Origin of the sequence: Phytohabitans flavus (genome assembly GCF_011764545.1) — a bacterium.
In the GTDB taxonomy this organism is placed as follows: domain Bacteria; phylum Actinomycetota; class Actinomycetes; order Mycobacteriales; family Micromonosporaceae; genus Phytohabitans; species Phytohabitans flavus.
Genome location: NZ_AP022870.1, coordinates 9,270,009 through 9,286,884 on the forward strand (window position 1 = coordinate 9,270,009; position 16,876 = coordinate 9,286,884).

General features: G+C 71.2%; 11 protein-coding genes and 5 pseudogenes. 10 read left to right on the forward strand and 6 right to left on the reverse strand.

Annotation, left to right across the window (positions count from 1 at the left end; genetic code table 11):
• Window positions 1-60 precede the first annotated feature (60 nt).
• Window positions 61-2,747: pseudogene (locus tag Pflav_RS41300) on the reverse strand (Lhr family ATP-dependent helicase); the annotation flags it as partial.
• A gap of 417 nt (window positions 2,748-3,164) precedes the next feature.
• Window positions 3,165-3,761, reverse strand: a pseudogene (locus tag Pflav_RS49385) (DEAD/DEAH box helicase); the annotation flags it as partial.
• A 61-nt stretch (window positions 3,762-3,822) separates the two neighbouring features.
• Here Pflav_RS49385 and Pflav_RS41305 point away from each other — a divergent pair.
• From Pflav_RS41305 to Pflav_RS41325, 5 genes are read left to right on the forward strand one after another with little or no spacing between them, the layout of a single operon-like run.
• The gene (locus Pflav_RS41305; RefSeq protein ID WP_173041921.1) at window positions 3,823-4,152 is read left to right on the forward strand and encodes a hypothetical protein; all 330 of its coding nucleotides are present in this window, start codon (window positions 3,823-3,825) and stop codon (window positions 4,150-4,152) included.
• Window positions 4,153-4,209: 57 nt separating this feature from the next.
• On the forward strand, window positions 4,210-5,499 hold the full coding sequence (locus Pflav_RS41310; protein WP_173041922.1) for a cation:proton antiporter: 1,290 nt from the start codon (window positions 4,210-4,212) through the stop codon (window positions 5,497-5,499).
• Window positions 5,499-6,794: a hemolysin family protein gene (locus tag Pflav_RS41315; RefSeq protein ID WP_173041923.1), complete on the forward strand. Its 1,296-nt coding sequence runs from the start codon at window positions 5,499-5,501 to the stop codon at window positions 6,792-6,794. Before Pflav_RS41310 ends, Pflav_RS41315 begins: the two co-directional genes overlap by 1 nt.
• Window positions 6,791-7,846 carry a hemolysin family protein gene (locus tag Pflav_RS41320; RefSeq protein ID WP_173041924.1) on the forward strand — a complete coding sequence of 352 codons (1,056 nt, stop codon included), beginning with the start codon at window positions 6,791-6,793 and terminating at the stop codon, window positions 7,844-7,846. The genes Pflav_RS41315 and Pflav_RS41320 overlap by 4 nt, the downstream gene beginning before the upstream one ends.
• An 8-nt stretch (window positions 7,847-7,854) precedes the next feature.
• The gene (locus Pflav_RS41325; RefSeq protein ID WP_173041925.1) at window positions 7,855-8,814 is read left to right on the forward strand and encodes a sporulation protein; all 960 of its coding nucleotides are present in this window, start codon (window positions 7,855-7,857) and stop codon (window positions 8,812-8,814) included.
• A 910-nt stretch (window positions 8,815-9,724) separates the two neighbouring features.
• On the opposite strand, the gene Pflav_RS41330 is transcribed toward Pflav_RS41325, so the two are convergent.
• Window positions 9,725-9,964 carry a hypothetical protein gene (locus Pflav_RS41330; RefSeq protein ID WP_173041926.1) on the reverse strand — a complete coding sequence of 80 codons (240 nt, stop codon included), beginning with the start codon at window positions 9,962-9,964 and terminating at the stop codon, window positions 9,725-9,727.
• Window positions 9,965-10,057: 93 nt separating this feature from the next.
• On the opposite strand from Pflav_RS41330, the gene Pflav_RS41335 reads away from it, so the two are divergent.
• The gene (locus tag Pflav_RS41335) at window positions 10,058-10,396 is read left to right on the forward strand and encodes a hypothetical protein (protein WP_173041927.1); all 339 of its coding nucleotides are present in this window, start codon (window positions 10,058-10,060) and stop codon (window positions 10,394-10,396) included.
• A gap of 237 nt (window positions 10,397-10,633) precedes the next feature.
• Here the strand turns inward: Pflav_RS41335 and Pflav_RS44410 are convergent, their stop codons facing one another.
• Entirely contained in the window at window positions 10,634-11,101 is a 468-nt protein-coding gene (locus tag Pflav_RS44410; RefSeq protein WP_197938871.1) for a hypothetical protein, read from the reverse strand.
• A gap of 68 nt (window positions 11,102-11,169) precedes the next feature.
• Between Pflav_RS44410 and Pflav_RS44415 the strand changes: the two are divergent.
• The 4 genes and pseudogenes from Pflav_RS44415 to Pflav_RS41350 all read left to right on the forward strand — a co-directional run.
• Window positions 11,170-11,574: pseudogene (locus Pflav_RS44415) on the forward strand (substrate-binding domain-containing protein); the annotation flags it as partial.
• Between the two features lie 33 nt (window positions 11,575-11,607).
• Window positions 11,608-12,582: pseudogene (locus tag Pflav_RS46935) on the forward strand (glycoside hydrolase family 43 protein); the annotation flags it as partial.
• A 92-nt stretch (window positions 12,583-12,674) separates the two neighbouring features.
• Window positions 12,675-13,085 carry an RICIN domain-containing protein gene (locus Pflav_RS46940; RefSeq protein WP_232072812.1) on the forward strand — a complete coding sequence of 137 codons (411 nt, stop codon included), beginning with the start codon at window positions 12,675-12,677 and terminating at the stop codon, window positions 13,083-13,085.
• Window positions 13,086-13,099: 14 nt separating this feature from the next.
• Complete coding sequence (locus Pflav_RS41350; protein WP_173041928.1) at window positions 13,100-14,521, forward strand: family 43 glycosylhydrolase; 1,422 nt, start codon at window positions 13,100-13,102, stop codon at window positions 14,519-14,521.
• A 17-nt stretch (window positions 14,522-14,538) separates the two neighbouring features.
• Here Pflav_RS41350 and Pflav_RS41355 read toward each other — a convergent pair whose 3' ends face one another.
• Entirely contained in the window at window positions 14,539-15,192 is a 654-nt protein-coding gene (locus Pflav_RS41355) for an L-ribulose-5-phosphate 4-epimerase (RefSeq protein ID WP_173041929.1), read from the reverse strand.
• A gap of 2 nt (window positions 15,193-15,194) precedes the next feature.
• Window positions 15,195-16,869, reverse strand: a pseudogene (araB, locus tag Pflav_RS41360) (ribulokinase).
• Window positions 16,870-16,876 lie beyond the last annotated feature (7 nt).

Sequence of the window (16,876 nt, forward strand, 5' to 3'; positions counted from 1 at the left end):
CCCAGCATCGGACCAGGTCACGTCGGAGCCAGCGGGGGAGCCGGCGGAGAGTGCGGGGCCGACGCGGTCGGACAGGGTACGGAAGAACAGCGCCTGCCCATCCGCGAGCGCGTCCAGCACGGCCTGGTGCAGCGGGGTGAGGGCGAGCGACTCGTCCGGCGGAGGGAGCAGGAGCGGGGCGGCGTCCGCATACGCCAGCGTGACCCACCCGTCGCCACCCGCGATCGCGCCCGAGCCGGCCCACAAGACCTCGCCGGAGGCGCAGAGCTCGTCCAGATACGCGGGGGAGTAGTCGGCCACCCGCCCGGGCAGCACCAGCCGCTCCAGCGCCGACGCCGGGACCGCCGCGCCCTGGAGCTGCTCGACCGCGGCGGCCACCGCCTCGACGCCGCGGGAGGAGGCGCCCACGTGCTGCCACCGGGGCAGGAACGTGGCCAGCGCCCGTGGCGGCACCGGCTCGATCTCGCGGCGCAGCGCGGCCAGCGAGCGTCGCCGCAGCATGCGCAGCACCTCGGCGTCGCACCACTCGGCCCCGGCGCCGTCCGGTGAGAACTCGCCGGAGACCACCCGCCCGGTCGCGGCGAGCCGGCGCAGCGCCTGCTCCAGCACGAAGACACCGAGCCCGAAGCGGGCGGCGCAGGCGGCGGCGGTGAACGGGGCGTGCGTACGGGCGTAGCGCGCGACCAGGTCGCCGAGCGGGTCCGGGACCGGCTCGACATACGCCTGGGCGACGCCCACCGGCAGCGCCACGCCGAGCGCGTCGCGGTAGCGCCCGGCATCCTCGACGGCGATCCACCGCTCCTCACCGGCGACCCGCACCCGCAGGGCACGCTTGGCACGCTCCAACTCGACCGGCCACTCCGGAGCGACACCCCGCGCGGCGAAGTCAGCGTCGGACAGGTCGCCCAGCAGCCGCAGCAGCTCGGCCACGTCCTCCGCGTCGCGGGGGCGGCGCTCGTCGGAGAGCCACTGGAGCTGCCGCTCGGTCGCGGTGACCACCGCCGGCTCCAGCAGCTCGCGCAGGTCGACCCGGCCCAGCAGCTCGCCGAGCAGCGTGGAGTCGAGCGCCAGCGCGGCCGCCCGGCGCTCGGCGAGGGGAGCGTCCCCCTCGTACAGGAACGCGCCGACGTAGCCGAAGAGCAGCGACCGCGCGAACGGCGACGGCTTCGCGCTCTCCACCTCGACAAGCCGTACCTTGCGGGCGGCCATGTCACGCATCAGCCCCACCAGGCCAGGCACGTCGAAGACGTCCTGTAAGCACTCGCGGGCCGCTTCGAGCGTGACCGGAAAGTCCGCATACTCCCGGGCGACGTCCAGCAGCTGGGCGGCCTTCTGCCGCTGCTGCCACAGTGGCTGGCGGCGGCGCGGGTCGCGGCGGGGAGCAGCAGCGAGCGGGCGGCACACTCGCGGAAGCGGGACGCGAACATCGCCGAAGTGCCGACCGACTCCTCGACTAGCTGGGTGATCTCCTCGGGGTCGAAGGCCACCAGCTCGGCACCGGGCGGCTGGTCGGCGGTGTCGGGCAGCCGCACCACGATGCCGTCGTCGGAGGGCATGACCTGGGCGTCCACCCCATACCGCTCGGTGAGGCGGCGGGCCACCGCGAGCGCCCACGGGCCGTTGACCTTCGCACCGAGGACACAGTGGACGGCCAGCCGCCAGTCGCCAAGCTCGTCGCGGAAGCGCTCGACCACCACCGTGCGGTCGTCGGGGAGCGCGCGGGTGGCCTCGCGCTGCTCGCGCAGGTAGGCCATCAGGTTGCCAGCGGCCCAGTCGTCGAGCCCACCCGCCCGTAGCGCCGCGGTGGCGGTCTCGTCGTCCTGGCGCACCAGCGCGCGCAGCCGGGCGCCGATCGCGCGGCCCAGCTCGACCGGGCGGCCGGGCTGGTCCCCCTTCCAGAACGGCATCCGCGCGGCCGCCCCCGGCGCCGGCGAGACGAGCACGCGGTCGGGCGTGATGTCCTCGATGCGCCAGGAGGTGGAGCCGAGCAGGAAGACGTCGCCGACGCGCGACTCGTACACCATCTCCTCGTCGAGCTCGCCCACCCGGGCCGCGCGCTCGGCCCCGGCCAGGAAGACCCCGAAGAGGCCGCGGTCGGGGATAGTGCCGCCGCTGGTCACGGCCAGCCGCTGGGCGCCTGGGCGGCCGGTGAGCAGGTCGGCCGCGCGGTCCCAAACAAGGCGGGGGCGGAGCTCGGCGAATGCGGTCGACGGGTAGCGCCCGGAGAGCATGTCGAGCACCGCGTGCAGGGCGGAGTCGGGCAGCTCGGCGAAGGGCGCGGCGCGGCGGACCAGCGCGGCGAGGTCGGCCAGCGGCCACGGGTCGAGCGCCACCATCGCGACGATCTGCTGGGCGAGCACGTCGAGCGGGTTGCGTGGGTAGCGCAGCTCCTCGATCGCGCCGTCGCCCATCCGCTCCGCGACCACCGCGCAGGAGAGCAGGTCGCCGCGGTGCTTGGGGAAGACCACGCCTCGGGAGACCGCGCCCACCTGGTGCCCGGCCCGGCCGACGCGCTGGAGGCCGGCGGCCACGCTGGGCGGGGCCTCGATCTGGACGACGAGGTCGACCGAGCCCATGTCGATGCCAAGCTCCAGGCTGGAGGTGGCGACCACGGCGGGCAGCTGGCCGGACTTGAGCGACTCCTCGATGTGCTTGCGCTCCTCGCGGGAGACGCTGCCGTGGTGGGCGCGGGCGATCACTGGCGGCGCCCCGGTCGCCGCACCGGACTGCGCCATGATCGCCGCAGGCATCCAGCGTGTGCCTTGGCCGGCCGCCAACGCGGAGTCGGCCGCCGCGGAGCCGGATGCCGCGAGGGAAGCGTCGGCGGCCAGCTCGTTGAGCCGGGCGCAGAGCCGCTCGGCGGAACGTCGCGAGTTGGTGAACACGATCGTCGACTGGTGCCGCCCGATCAGGTCGAAGACCCGCTCCTCGACGGCCGGCCAGATCGACGCGCGGCGGGAACCCTCCTCCGGCTCGCCCACCTCGTCGAGCTGGGTCATGTCCTCGACCGGCACCTGCACGCTGACCTCGATGGTCTTGGCGGTGCGCGGCTGCACCACCTCGACGTGGCTGGAGCCGCCGAGGAAGCGGGCGGTCTCCTCGATCGGGCGCACGGTCGCGGAGAGGCCGATCCGCTGCGCCGGCCGGGGGAGCATCGCGTCCAGCCGCTCGAGCGAGAGCGCGAGGTGGGCGCCGCGCTTGGTGGCGGCGACCGCGTGCACCTCGTCGATGATCACCGTCTCGACGCCCGCCAGCGACTCCCGCGCGGCGGAGGTGAGCAGCAGAAACAGCGACTCCGGCGTGGTGATCAGGATGTCCGGCGGGGTGCGCTGGAACGCCCGCCGCTCGTCGGCCGGCGTGTCACCGGTGCGCATGCCGACCGTGATGTCGGGCTGCGGGACGCCGAGGCGGGCGGCGGCGTGGCGGATACCGGCGAGGGGCGCCCGCAGGTTGCGCTCGACGTCGACCGCGAGCGCCTTGAGCGGGCTCACGTAGAGGACGCGGCAGCGCCGCTTGGGATCGGCCGGGACCGGCTCGCGGGCAAGCCGGTCGAGCGACCAGAGGAACGCGGCCAGCGTCTTGCCGGAGCCGGTGGGCGCCACGACAAGCGCGTGGTGGCCGTCACCGATCGCCCGCCAGGCGCCGGCCTGCGCGTCGGTCGGCGCCGCGAACGCGGCACCGAACCACTCCCGCGTCGCCTGCCCGAAGCGCTCCAGCACGTCTACCACGCACCAATCTTGCCCCTGAGGTGTGACATGCACGCAACGTAACGGGCAAACTGGTCAGGTAAACTTACCTCTCGGCGAGCGGCGGGAGATCTTCATGCGGGGTACGGCAGGAGCGGTCGGCCGTGTGCTCGCCGCTGCCCTGCTTGCCGTGCTCGCCCTCACCTCGGTGCACGGGGCCGCCTCGACGGCCGCCCCGGCCGGCGCCATCGCACACGGTCCCGCCTCGATCGGCGCCGCGGTGGTGCACGCCGCCCCTGCGCTGGCAACCCACGACCATCGGCTCGACCTCACGCCCGTACCAGGGAATGCTCTTCCGCCGCCCGCGGAGGGTGCGCCGGCCGCGGCGGCCGAGCCCGCCGCCACCTTGCCCGTCGCCGTCGCATCGGCGCCGCACTCGTCCCGGGCACCACCCGGCCTCCACTGATCCTCGCCCGCATCGAGATCAACGCGCCGCGACCCGGCGCGGAGTGGAGGCACACCCATGCACATCGGCGATGCACTCGTAGCCCTGGGCGGGGCGTTTCTGGCGGCGGCCGTACTGGCCCGCCTCGGCGCCAGGATCGGCCTGCCCACGATCCCCCTGTTCATGCTCGCGGGCGTGGTCTTCGGACCGCACACGCCCGGTATCGCGCTCGTCGAGGACCCCGGCGACCTGGCCCTGATCGCCGCCCTCGGCCTCGTATTCCTGCTCTTCTACCTGGGCCTCGAGTTTCACACCGACGACCTTGTGGCGGGCGGGCGGCGAATGCTCGCCGCCGGCCTCGGCTACCTGGTCCTGAACATCGGTGGCGGGCTCGCGCTCGGCTTCGCCTTCGGGTGGGGCACGCGCGAGGCGCTGGTGATCGCCGGCGTGATCGGCATCTCGTCCTCGGCGATCGTCACCAAGCTGCTGGTCGAGACCGGCCGGCTGCGCAACCCCGAGTCACGCCTGATCCTCGGCGTGATCGTGATCGAGGACATCTTCCTCGCGCTCTACCTGGCGATACTCCAGCCCGTGCTGGGCAACGCCAGCGGGCCGGCCGAGGTGGCGACCGACCTGGCCAAGGCGTTCGCGTTCCTGATCGCGCTCGCCGCGCTGGCCCGCTGGGGCGCCCGCGCGGCTGGGCGGCTGCTGCGCGTCTTCAACGACGAGCTGCTTGTCGTCTTCTTCGTCGGGCTGGCCGTGCTCTCCGCGGGCGTGGCCGAGGAGCTGGGCGTCTCGGACGCGATCGGCGCCTTCATGATCGGCCTGGTGCTCGGCGGGTCGACCGCCGCCGAACGCGTGCGGTCGCTGGTGCGCCCGCTCCGCGACGGCTTCGCCGCCATCTTTTTCTTCACCTTCGGCCTCACCATCGACCCGGGCGACATCGGGCCGGTCCTGGTGCCGATCGCGGTGGCGGTGGCGATCACCGTCGTACTCAACATCGCCGCCGGGGTGCTCGCCGCGCGGTTGCACGGGTACGGGCGCCAGGAAGCCGCCAACATCGGACTCACCGTGCTCACCCGCGGGGAGTTCTCGCTGATCCTGGGCTCACTCGCGGTGGCCGCCGGGCTGGACTCGCGGATCGCGCCGTTCGTGGCCGGGTACGTGCTCGTGCTCGCCGTGATCGGCCCGCTCGCGGTACTCCGATCGGAGAAACTCGCCGCGATGTTCGCAGGACGGCGTAGCGTTCACAGGGAACGTCCAGGCAGCACAGATAAGATGCCGGCCATGATCGTGGCACCTGCCCAGGAGGGCAGTAGTACCGAGCCGGGTGACACCCGGCGCACGACCTCAACAGAGAGCCGATGATGCTGATCGCGATCGGCCTTCTTCTCATCCTGCTACTCACCGCGCTGACCGGATATTTCGTCGCGCAGGAGTTCGGCTATGTCGCCGTCGACCGGGGCAAGCTCCGCCGCCTCGCGGACGAGGGTGACCAGGCGGCCGCGCGGGCGCTGACCGTTACCGAGCGGCTCTCGTTCATGCTGTCCGGCGCGCAGCTCGGCATCACGGTGACCGTGCTGCTCGTCGGGTACGTCGCCGAGCCTTTCGTGGGTGAAGGGCTCGCCGACCTGCTCGGCACGGCCGGTGTGTCCCGCGCGGTGAGCCTGCCCGTATCCGTGATCCTGGTGCTGCTCCTGTCCACCGTCATCCAGATGGTGCTCGGCGAGCTGGCCCCGAAAAACCTCGCCATCGCCCGCCCGGAGGCCCTCGCCCGGGCGCTGAGCCGGTCGACGCTGATCTACCTGACGGCGTTCGCTCCGGTGATCCGGATCTTCGACATGGCCGCGGCGCGGCTCCTGCGACGGGTCGGCGTCGAGCCGATCGAGGAGCTGCCCTCGGGTGCCACCGCCGAGGACCTGGAGCAGATCATCGCGGAGTCGCGGGCCGAAGGGCACCTCGACGCCCAGATCTCGACGCTGCTCGACCGGGGCCTCGACTTTCGCCGGCTCACCGCCGACGAGGTGATGGTCCCCCGCGTCGACGTGTACACGGTGCGCGCCGACGAGCCGGTACGCCGCGTCGTCGACCTGCTGGAGACGGGACACTCCCGCTTTCCGGTGCAGGGCGTCGACGGCGTCGACGACGTGACCGGCGTGGTGAGCATCGCGGACGTGATGGAGATACCGCCCGCCGAGCGCTCGACGACGCCGGTGCGCGCGGTGGCGGTACCCCCGTTGATGGTGCCCGGGACGCTGCCGCTGCCGGCGGTGCTCGACCGGCTGCGGGCCGGGCACCGCCAGATGGCCTGCGTCGTCGACGAGTACGGCGGCTTCGCCGGCGTGATCACACTGGAGGACATCGCCGAGGAGCTTGTCGGCCCGATCCGCGACGAGGACGACCGCCCGGAGCCGGCACCGCAGCGGCAGCCGGACGGCTCGTGGCTCGTGCCGGCACGCTGGCGGATCGACGAGGTGGCCGACGCCACCGGCGTGGAGCTGCCCGAGGCACCCGAGTACGACACGGTCTCCGGCCTCGTCATGCGTGAGCTGGGCCGGGTGCCGTCGGTCGGCGACCGGGTCGAGCTGGCGCAGGCGGTGCTCTCGGTCGAGTCGGTCGACCGCCACGTGCCCGAGTCGGTACGGCTGGAGGTGCGCTCATGAGTGCCAGCTGGGCGTTGATCTTGTCGTTGATCCTGTTGGCGCTCAACGGGTTCTTCGTGGCCGCCGAGTTCGCGCTCGTCGGCAGCAAGCGGTACCGGCTGGAGCAGGCCGCCGCGGACGGCAGCCGCGCCGCGAAGGCCGCGCTGGAGGGCAGTCGCGAGCTCTCCGTCATGCTGGCCGGCGCGCAGCTCGGCATCACGCTGTGCACGCTCGGCCTTGGCGCGCTCGCCGAGCCGGCGATCGAGCATGTGCTCAGCCCGGCCCTGCACGCGCTGGGGCTGCCCGAGTCCGGCAGCCACGTGATCTCGCTCGTGGTGGCGCTGATGCTGGTCAGCTTCCTGCACCTGGTGGTCGGCGAGATGGCGCCGAAGTCGTGGGCGATCACCGATCCGGAGCGTTCGGCGCTGCTGCTGATGATTCCGTTCCGGGCGTTCGCGCGGCTGACCCGGCCGGCGCTGGTGGTTTTCAACGGCCTCGCCAACGGCGTGCTGCGACTGGTCAAAGTGGAGCCGCAGGACCAGCTCGCCCAGGTGCACGGCCCGGAGGAGCTGCGCATACTGCTGAAGCAGTCGCGCGAACATGGCACACTCGCGGCCGACCAGGAGCAGCTGCTGACCAGCCTGCTCCAGCTCCAGCGCACCACCGTGGCATCGGTGATGCAGCCGCTGAACGAACTGGTCACGGCGGCGCTCGGCGCGAGCGCCGAGCGGATCGAGGCGATCTCCCGCGGCTGCGGGCGGTCCCGCCTCGCGGTGGCCGGTCCAAACGGGGACCTGGTCGGCCTGGTCCACGTGCGAGACGCTGTAAGGGCGACCACCTTCGGGCGGCCGGCCACCGCGGCCGAGTTGATGACGGAGCCGTTCGCGCTCCCGGCCACGGCGACGGTCACCGAGGCGGTCGCGGCGATGCGCGCCGACCGTGCGCAGCTCGCCCTCGTCCGCGAGGGTGATCGGACGGTCGGGTTCGTCGCCCTGGAAGACCTGCTCGAAGAGGTCATTGGCGAGTTCGACGACGAGACGGATGCCGTGCCGCAGGGCCGGCGGATGCGATAGGAGCATCGATGGTATTCAAGAAGTTGTTGGGTGCCTTCGGCGTCGGCGGGCCCTCCGTCGACACCGTACTGGCCAACTCCAACACCCGGCCGGGCCTGACCCTCGACGGTCAGATCCACATCCTGGGCGGTGATCACGACGTCAAGATCGACCAGGTCTCGCTCGGGCTGGTAACCCGGGTGGAGGTGGAGAGCGGCGACTCCAACTACGACGCCAATGTGGAGTTCCACCGCATCGCGGTCGCGGGTGCCTTCCCGCTCGCCAAGGGTGAGCGCAAGGACATCCCGTTCAGCTTCCCGGTGCCGTGGGAGGCGCCGGTCACCGACGTGTACGGCCAGCGCCTGCGCGGCATGACCATGGGCCTGCGCACCGAGCTCGCGGTGGCACGCGCGGTCGACAAGGGCGACCTCGACCCGGTGCAGGTGCACCCGCTGCCCGCGCAGGAGCGCATCCTCGACGCGTTCAACCAGCTCGGCTTCCGCTTCAAGGGCGCCGACCTGGAGCGCGGCCGCGTCTACGGGGTCAACCAGCAGCTGCCGTTCTACCAGGAGATCGAGTTCTACCCGCCGTCCCAGTACGCCGGCGGCATCAACGAGTGCGAGCTCACCTTCGTCGCCGACCCGCAGGGCGTCGAGGTGATCCTGGAGTTCGACAAGCGCGGCGGCTTCCTGAGCAGCGGCCACGACGCCTACGGCCGCTTCCGCGTCGACCACGCCACCGTCGACCAGACCGACTGGGTGACGGTGGTGGACGGCTGGGTCCGCTCCGCCAGCGACCGCTACTCCAGCCTGCGCGCCTCGCACGGCTACCACGGCGGCGGCCACCACGGCGGCCACGGCCGCGGCGGCCTCGGTGCGGGCGCGGTGATCGCCGGCGCGGGTGCCGGCATCCTGGGCGGCATGGTGCTCGGCGAGGCGATGGAAGAGGTCTTCGAGGGCGGCGACGACTTCGGCGACTTCGGCGAGTAGGTCTCACCTGACGTAAAGGGCCCCGCTCCGGCGGGGCCCTTTCATTGTGGGTGCCGCTCTGTGGACACTCATTTACGACAAGAATTCGGGCTACCGCGATGCCCGTCGTGGTCCGGACCGCTGCTCCCGCGGCCTCACCCTCCGCGCTCCACGACCAAATACCGGCCATGCCGGCCGGGCAGAGGCTGAGGCCCTAGGGTGCGCGATGCGCGGAGCTACCGAATCTGACCGCTTGTTTCCCGCAATCGCTGTGTGCTCCGACCCCATCGCCGATCAGGGCGCCGGTTGTGGATGGCCGGCACTGTCGAAAGGGCGGTGCGGCCTTGATCGGTGGACGCTCTGGTCGTCCGTGGCGATTCATCACCCCGCCAGGGGCAATTTTTCGCCACGATCGCACCGCGATACGACGCTGCTCGCGTCGATCACGGGACGTCCGCGCCCATAGGCCATGATCGGCGTCTTTGTGTGGAAGTTCGATCCCGCCAACGCGAGGTCTGGGGCCTCCGGCCCTCGACAGACCCTGCCTCCAGAAGGCCTTTGTGAGGACTTATCGTTGTCCTGGCAGCAACAGATCATCACAAAGCCGGACGAGGCACTCTCACGAGCGATCGTCGTACTCAGCTGTCGTTATTAGGGCAGTAGATGACCACGATCTGCTGGATGGTCGTCGGCCGTAACGCTGATCAAGGGAAATGGTGCCGGCTGGTGCACGCTTCGGGTGTTGCAGGGGCGCTTCCTGGAGGGAAGCAGAGCAATGCGGTGAAATTTCCCCGGGCTAGTCGGCGGTCCTGACCGCTACTCCCGCGGCCTCACCCTCCGCGCCTCACGACACCACCCGCGGGCACCGCCGGCGGCAGGGCTGCCGGGCGTGGTGGAGTCGGGCGACGGGTCGTCGGTATGCGCAAGCCTTTCAGGGTGTTTCGTCGCCGGTCTCGCGTACTCGATACCGGCGCTCCTCGACCAAGTGGCGTCCGTAATGCCGCTGCCCAGTGCCTCGCTGTAGTTTGGCGGCCTTCTCGACCTGGGACCAGGTGGCGCCGGTGTTGAGCGCGTGGGCGACAGCGCGCAGGATCTCCTGCTCGAGCTCGTCACGCTGGCCCACGAGCGTGGCCAGGTCGTCCAAAGCGACTTGTTTGCGCTGGTCGGACACTGGTTAAGGCTACGGTCTCGCCGCAGTCTGAGTGCGCCATCGTGCCAGAGGGACCGGACCGGGACGAGGATCCGGAATCACTACTGTGTGCCCGTGGTGTCGATGGTGAAGTCGGAAGAGCAGACCAGGCCGGTACGTCTTGATGGGTGGCGGGATGCGTCGCTCACCCGGATCGCGGAGCTTCCGGTCGGTGTCTCCGTGGTCCTCTATGAAGTCCAACCGGGCGGTTGCATGCGGCTCTCTGGACAGGAAGATCATGAGGCTCTGATGGTGCTGGCGGGGAGTGGGTGGGTGGAAGCCGACGACGGAGACCGTCAGCCCGTCGGCAGCGGTCACCGCGTATCCGTCCGTCCGGACGACAGCGTCACGATTGGGACGGAACGCGGCCTTGCGCTTCTCTCGATTTTCGGCGGTTGGATGTTGCCGGAGTAACCGCCCTGGGGCAGGTCTAGCTGGCGGACGCAACGGCGCCGCAACCGCATGCCGCTTACCCGAATAGATCGATTCAAGTCAACCTCTTGACATGGTTGGTGTGAGCGTTAACACTGCGACTGAACCGGCCAGCCATAGGGAGGTCCCGATGCGCGGTGCGCGGCGGTTGCGGGACAGGCCGGTCATGACGGGCGTCGCCCGCGTGGCCGGCATGCCGCACCGGACGGCGGTCAGGGATCAGGCGGCCGGCACGGCGTACCCACTGGGGCTTGTCGCTTTCGACACGTCGCTCGCCGGTCCAACCTCGACGGTGCACGCGATCGTGCGTGCCGCCCGCGCCGCCGGCCACCCGCTGACGGTGGTCAGCGCGCGTTCGCTCGACGCCGGCTCGGTCGACGCCGCTGTCGACGTCCTGTATGGACAGCCTGTGGAGGGCATCCTCGCCGTCGCGCCGACCGACCCGGCGCTCGCCGCGTTGGCCGGCATCCCGGCGGACGTCCCGCTCCTCGCGGTCGGCGCGGGCGGTGCCGGCTGCGCGGGCGGGGCGGTCAGTGCGGGCGGAGCCGGGGCGCCGGCGGGGCGGTCACTGCGGGCGGTGCCGGCTGCGCGGTCAGTGCGGGCGGGGCGGCGGGCGTGCCCGTCGTCGGCTTTGACAACCTCTCCGGCGCGGCCACCGCCACCCGCCACCTGCTCGACCTCGGCCACCCGACCGTCCACCACATCGCCGGGCCGTCGGGCTGGCCGGAGGCGCGTGAGCGGGGGCCGGCTGGCGGGCGGCGCTGGCCGAGGCGGGTGCGCCGCTGGGGATGGTGCTCGACGGGGACTGGAGTGTGCGGTCGGGGTACGAGGCGGCTCGCCGGCTGGCCGAGGACCGCGACGTGACCGCCATCTTCTGCGCCAACGACCAGATGGCGCTCGGCGCGCTGCGGGCGCTGCACCTGGCTGGCCGCGCGGTGCCCGAGGAGGTCAGTGTCGTCGGATTCGAAGACGTGCCGGAAGCCGCGTTTCTGCGGCCGGCGCTGACCACTGTGCGGCAGGACCTCGCCGCGCTTGGCCGGGCCAGCGTCGACCTGCTGGTCCGGCAGATCGGCGCTGGCGTGCGGATCCTGCGGCACGTGCGCTTCCCACCGTCCTTTGTGGAACGAGAAAGCACCGCACGCCCATCATGTGAACGCTAACAGCAACCTCTGTCGATGAAAGAAGGTGTCGCGATGACCCGTCTCAGTGCCTGGCTCGCCGCCCTGACCGCGCTGATAACAGTGTGTGCCATCGCCGTACCGCAGCCCGCGTCCGCGGCGCCCGGCCGGCCGTACACCAACCCGGTCAAGTCGCAGAAGGGTGCCGATCCCTGGCTCCAGTACTACAACGGCAGCTACTACCTCGTCACGACCTCGTTCACGAACACGCTCACCATGCGCAAGTCGCCCACGCTCGCCGGCCTCGCCACCGCGCCGAGCGTACAGATCTGGCAGGACACCACGTCATCGCGCGGCACCAACTTCTGGGCGCCGGAAGTCCACTTCCTCAATGGACGGTGGTACCTCTACTACTCCGCCGGCGCGGTCGGTGTCGCCTGCTGCGACAGCCAGCGCACCCACGTGCTGGAAAGCGCCGGCGCGGACCCGCTCGGGCCGTACACGTACCGCAACATGCTCACCGGCGCCAACCTCACGCCGGGCGGCTGGCTCATCGACGCCAGCGTGCTCCAGCTGAACGGCGCGCTCTACCTGCTCGGCAGCGGCTTCATGAACGGCAGCGAGCAGAGCCTCGTCATCGCGCCGATGAGCAACCCGTACACGGTCAGCGGCAGCTTCAGCCTCATCTCGTCGCCCACCCTGTCGTGGGAGCGGCAGGAGGGCACCGTGAACGAGGGGCCGGTCGCCCTCCAGCGCAACGGACGCACCTACCTTGTGTACTCGGCGAGCGCCTGCTGGGGCCCCAACTACAAGCTCGGCCGGCTCACCCTCACCGGCACCAACCCGCTCAGCGCCGCATCCTGGACCAAGAACGCCAACCCGGTCTTCCAGCGCAGCGACGCCAACAGCGTCTACGGCCCCGGCCACCACGGGTTCTTCACCTCGCCGGACGGCACCGAGAGCTGGATCGTGTACCACGCCAACAGCTCGACCAGCGGTGGCTGCGACAACAACCGCACCACGCGGGCCCAGCGGTTTACCTGGAACGCGGACGGCACGCCCAACTTCGGTACACCCATGCGGCTTGGCACCACGGCCGACGGGCCGGCGGGGAGACGGGGAACACGCCGACCGCGTACACGATCGTCAACCGCAACAGCGGCAAGTGCCTCGAGGTCGCCGGCGGGTCCACAGCGGACGGAGCCAACATCCAGCAGTGGACGTGCAACGGCGGCGCTGGCCAGCGGTGGCGCCTGGAGGACCAGGCCGACGACACGAGCCGGCTGGTCAACGTGGCGACCGGCAAGGTGGCCGACGTGACCAACTGCGCCTCGGCGGACGGCACCGACATCCGCCAGTGGTCGTGGCTCAACAACACCTGCCAGCGCTTCCGGCTCGTGCTGACCGCCGTCGGCGGCTGGGTACGGCTCACCAACCAGGCCACCGGAAAGGTCGCCGACGTCGCCAACTGCGGTACCGGCGACGGCGCCGACGTGCGGCTGTGGTCGTGGCTCAACAACAACTGCCAGCAGTGGCAGCTCCAACCGGTCTAAAGGGGAGGGACACCATGCGCAGAGTCGCCGCCATCGCCGTGCTTGTCGTGGCCGCGAGCCTGCTCGTCGCCACGCCGGCCGAGGCCGCGCCCGCCGTGCAGTACACGAACCCGCTCGTCGCCCAGCGGGCCGACCCGCACATCGTGAAGCACACCGACGGCTACTACTACATGACGGCCACGGCACCCGAGTACGACCGGATCGTCCTGCGCCGCGCCACCACCCTCCAAGGGCTCGCCACCGCCAGCGAGAGCGTCATCTGGCGCCGGCACACGAGCGGGGAGATGGCCGCGCACATCTGGGCGCCGGAAATCCACTACGTCAACGGCCGCTGGTACATCTACTTCGCCGCCGGCCGCAGCGACGACATCTGGGCCATCCGCATGTACGTGCTGGAGAACGCCTCGGCCAACCCGCTCACCGGCTCCTGGACCGAGCGGGGCCGGATAGCCACGCCGCTCGACACCTTCTCACTCGACGCCACCACGTTCGTCCACAACGGAACGCGCTACCTCGCCTGGGCGCAGCACGACCCGGCCATCGGCGGCAACACAAACCTGTACCTCGCCCCGATGTCCAACCCCTGGACCATCACCGGTACGCCGGCGCGGCTGAGCGTGCCCACGTACTCGTGGGAGACCGTCGGGTTTCGGGTGAACGAGGGACCCGCGGTGATCCAGCGCAACGGCCGGGTCTTCATGGCGTACTCGGCCAGCGCCACCGACGCCAACTACTGCCTGGGCCTGCTCACCGCCTCGGCCACGAGCAACCTCATGAACCCCTCGTCGTGGACGAAGAGCGCGCAGCCGGTCTTCCGCAGCAACGCGGCGACGAGCCAGTACGGCCCGGGACACAACTCGTTCACCGTCTCCGACGACGGCCAGAGTGACATCCTCGTGTACCACGACCGTAGCTACCGCGACATCAGCGGCGACCCGCTCAACGACCCGAACCGCCGCACGCGCGTCCAGAAGCTCTACTGGAACGCCGACGGCACGCCGAACTTCGGCATCCCGGTCGCCGACGGGATCACGCCGCAGCGGCTGCGCTCGTACAACCTCACGGACCGCTACATCCGCCACTGGGACTTCCGGGCCCGGGTCGAGGCGAACGTCACCAACCTCGCCGACTCCCAGTTTCGCATCGTCACCGGGCTGGGCGGCGCCGGTACGGTGTCGCTGGAGTCGGCCAACTTCCCCGGGTACTACCTGCGCCACCGCAACTACGAGATGTGGGTGGAGCGCAACGACGGCTCCGCCATCTTCCGCTCGGACGCGAGCTTCTTCCGGCGGGCCGGGCTCGCCGACGCCGCCGGAGTCTCGTTCGAGTCGGTCAACTTCGCCGGCAGGTACATCCGGCACTCGTCCAACCTGCTGTACGTGCAGCCGGTCAGCACAGCGACCGACCGGGCTGACGCGACGTACGTCCTGGAGTAGTGGTGAGGTGAGGCCGCTCAGCGCTGCCCGTAGACGTTCTGGTACCGGTCGTAGAGCTTGTCTATATCGGACTGTGCGATGGGGAGCGGCTCGCCGAGCTGGCGCGCGATGTGCACGGTACGGGCCACGTCCTCGCACATCACCGCCGCCTTGACCGCCGCGCGGGCACTCTTGCCGATCGTGAAGACGCCGTGGTTCTGCATCAGCACGGCCGGCGAGCGGTGCCCGCGCAGTGTCGCCACGATGCCCTTGCCGATGTCGTCGTTGCCGATGAGCGCGAACGGGCCGACCGGGATCTCCGCGCCGAACTCGTCGGCCATCGCGGTCAGCACGCACGGCACCGGCTCACCACGGGCGGCCCACGCGGTCGCGTACGTCGAGTGGGTGTGCACGACGCCGCCGACCTCGGGCATCTCGCGGTAGACGTACGCGTGGGCGGCGGTGTCGCTCGACGGGGCGAAAGCGCCGTCGACGAGCTGCCCGTCCAGGTCGCACACCACCATCGACTCGGGCGTCAGCTGGTCGTACGTGACGCCGCTGGGCTTGATGACGAAGAGGTTTTCGCCGGGCACGCGCGCCGAGACGTTGCCCGCGGTCCAGACCACCAGGCCCCACCGGATCAAGTCGTCGTGCAGCCCCACGAGGTCCTTGCGCAGCTGGTCGACATCCATTTTTAAACCCTCGCCTCGTTCCGGATCCGCCGCAGCCGGTGCAGCACGTCGTTCTCCCCACGGCCGAAGTAGTCGTGCAACAGGCGGTACTCCTCGTAGAGCACCTCGTACGCCTTGGTCCGCGCGGGGTCCGGCTCGTACACGCGGCGCAGGACCCGGCCCATCGCCGCCGCGGCGGCCGGCACGTCCGGGTAGGCGCCGGCGGCCACCGCCGCATGGATCGCCGAGCCGAGCGCGGGGCCCTGCTCCGAGCCGATCACCGAGATCGGGCGGCCGGTGACGTCGGCGTACAGCTGCATGAGGAACGTGTTCTTCAGCAGGCCGCCGGCCGCGACAAGCTCGCGCACCGGCAGGCCGGAGCCCTCGAACGCGTCGATGATCGTGCGGGTGCCGAACGCGGTGGCCTCGACAAGCGCCCGGTACACGTCCTCGGGGCGGGTGGCGAGCGTCTGACCCACGATCACGCCGGACAGCTCGTGGTCGACGAGCACCGAGCGGTTGCCGTTGTGCCAGTCGAGCGCGACGAGGCCGTGCTGCCCGACCCGCTGCGCGGCGGCGAGCTCGCTCAGGTACTCGTGCGGCCCGATGCCCCGCCGCTCGGCCTCGGCCCGGTACTCCGCCGGCAGCGACGAGTCGACGAACCAGCCGAAGATGTCGCCGACGCCGCTCTGGCCGGCCTCGTACCCGTACCCGCCGGCCACGATGCCGCCCTCGACGACGCCGCACATGCCGGGGACCTCGGCGAGGGTGTCGCCGTTCATCACGTGGCAGGTGGAGGTACCCATGATCATGACCAGCTGGCCCGGCGCGATGGCCTGCGCGGCCGGTGCGGTGACGTGCGCGTCGACGTTGCCGGCGGCGACCGCGATGCCCTCGGGCAGCCCGGTCCAGGCGGCGGCCTGTGCGGTCAGCCCGCCGGCCCGCGCGCCGAGCGACAGCAGCGGGTGCTCGATCTTCGCCACGAAGCCGGCGAAGTCCGGGTTCAACGCCGCCAGGTACTCCGCGCTCGGGTAGCTGCCGTCCTGGTAGATGCCCTTGTAGCCGGCGGTGCAGACGTTGCGGGTCTCGGCGCCGCAGAGCTGCCACACGATCCAGTCGGCCGCCTCGATCCACCGCTCGGCGCGGGCGTAGACCTCCGGGTCCTCCTCCAGCAGCTGGAGACCCTTGGCGAACTGCCACTCGGAGGAGATCTTTCCGCCGTACCGGTTGATCCAGGGCTCGCCGCGCTCGTGCGCGAGCGCGTTGATGCGGTCGGCCTGCCCTGGGCCGCGTGGTGTTTCCACAGCTTCACGTACGCGTGTGGCCGGCCGGCAAGCTCCGGCACCCGGCACAGCGGGTGCCGTCGGCGAGCGTGGGCAGCACCGTGCAGGCGGTGAAGTCGGTGGAGATGCCGATCACCTGGGCCGGGTCGACGCCCGCGTCGGCGATCGCGGCCGGCACGGCGGTACGCAGTACGTCGACGTAGTCCTCGGGGTCCTGGAGCGCCCAGTCCGGCGGGAGTGCCGTGCCGGTCGCGGGGAGGGCCTGGTCGATGACGCCGTGGCGGTACTCGTGCACGGCCGTACCCACCTCGACGCCGTCTTCGACGCGGACCACGAGGGCGCGGCCGGACAGCGTGCCGAAGTCGACGCCGACGACGTATCGGGGGGACTCGTTAGCGTTAACAGCGGGGGGCATGGGCTAC

Coding starts and splice junctions, on each gene's coding strand:
- Pflav_RS41305 (WP_173041921.1), top strand. CDS start 3,823: ATGCGGGGTACGGCAGGAGCGGTCGGCCGTGTGCTCGCCGCTGCCCTG.
- Pflav_RS41310 (WP_173041922.1), top strand. CDS start 4,210: ATGCACATCGGCGATGCACTCGTAGCCCTGGGCGGGGCGTTTCTGGCG.
- Pflav_RS41315 (WP_173041923.1), top strand. CDS start 5,499: ATGCTGATCGCGATCGGCCTTCTTCTCATCCTGCTACTCACCGCGCTG.
- Pflav_RS41320 (WP_173041924.1), top strand. CDS start 6,791: ATGAGTGCCAGCTGGGCGTTGATCTTGTCGTTGATCCTGTTGGCGCTC.
- Pflav_RS41325 (WP_173041925.1), top strand. CDS start 7,855: ATGGTATTCAAGAAGTTGTTGGGTGCCTTCGGCGTCGGCGGGCCCTCC.
- Pflav_RS41350 (WP_173041928.1), top strand. CDS start 13,100: ATGCGCAGAGTCGCCGCCATCGCCGTGCTTGTCGTGGCCGCGAGCCTG.
- Pflav_RS41355 (WP_173041929.1), bottom strand. CDS start 15,192: ATGGATGTCGACCAGCTGCGCAAGGACCTCGTGGGGCTGCACGACGAC.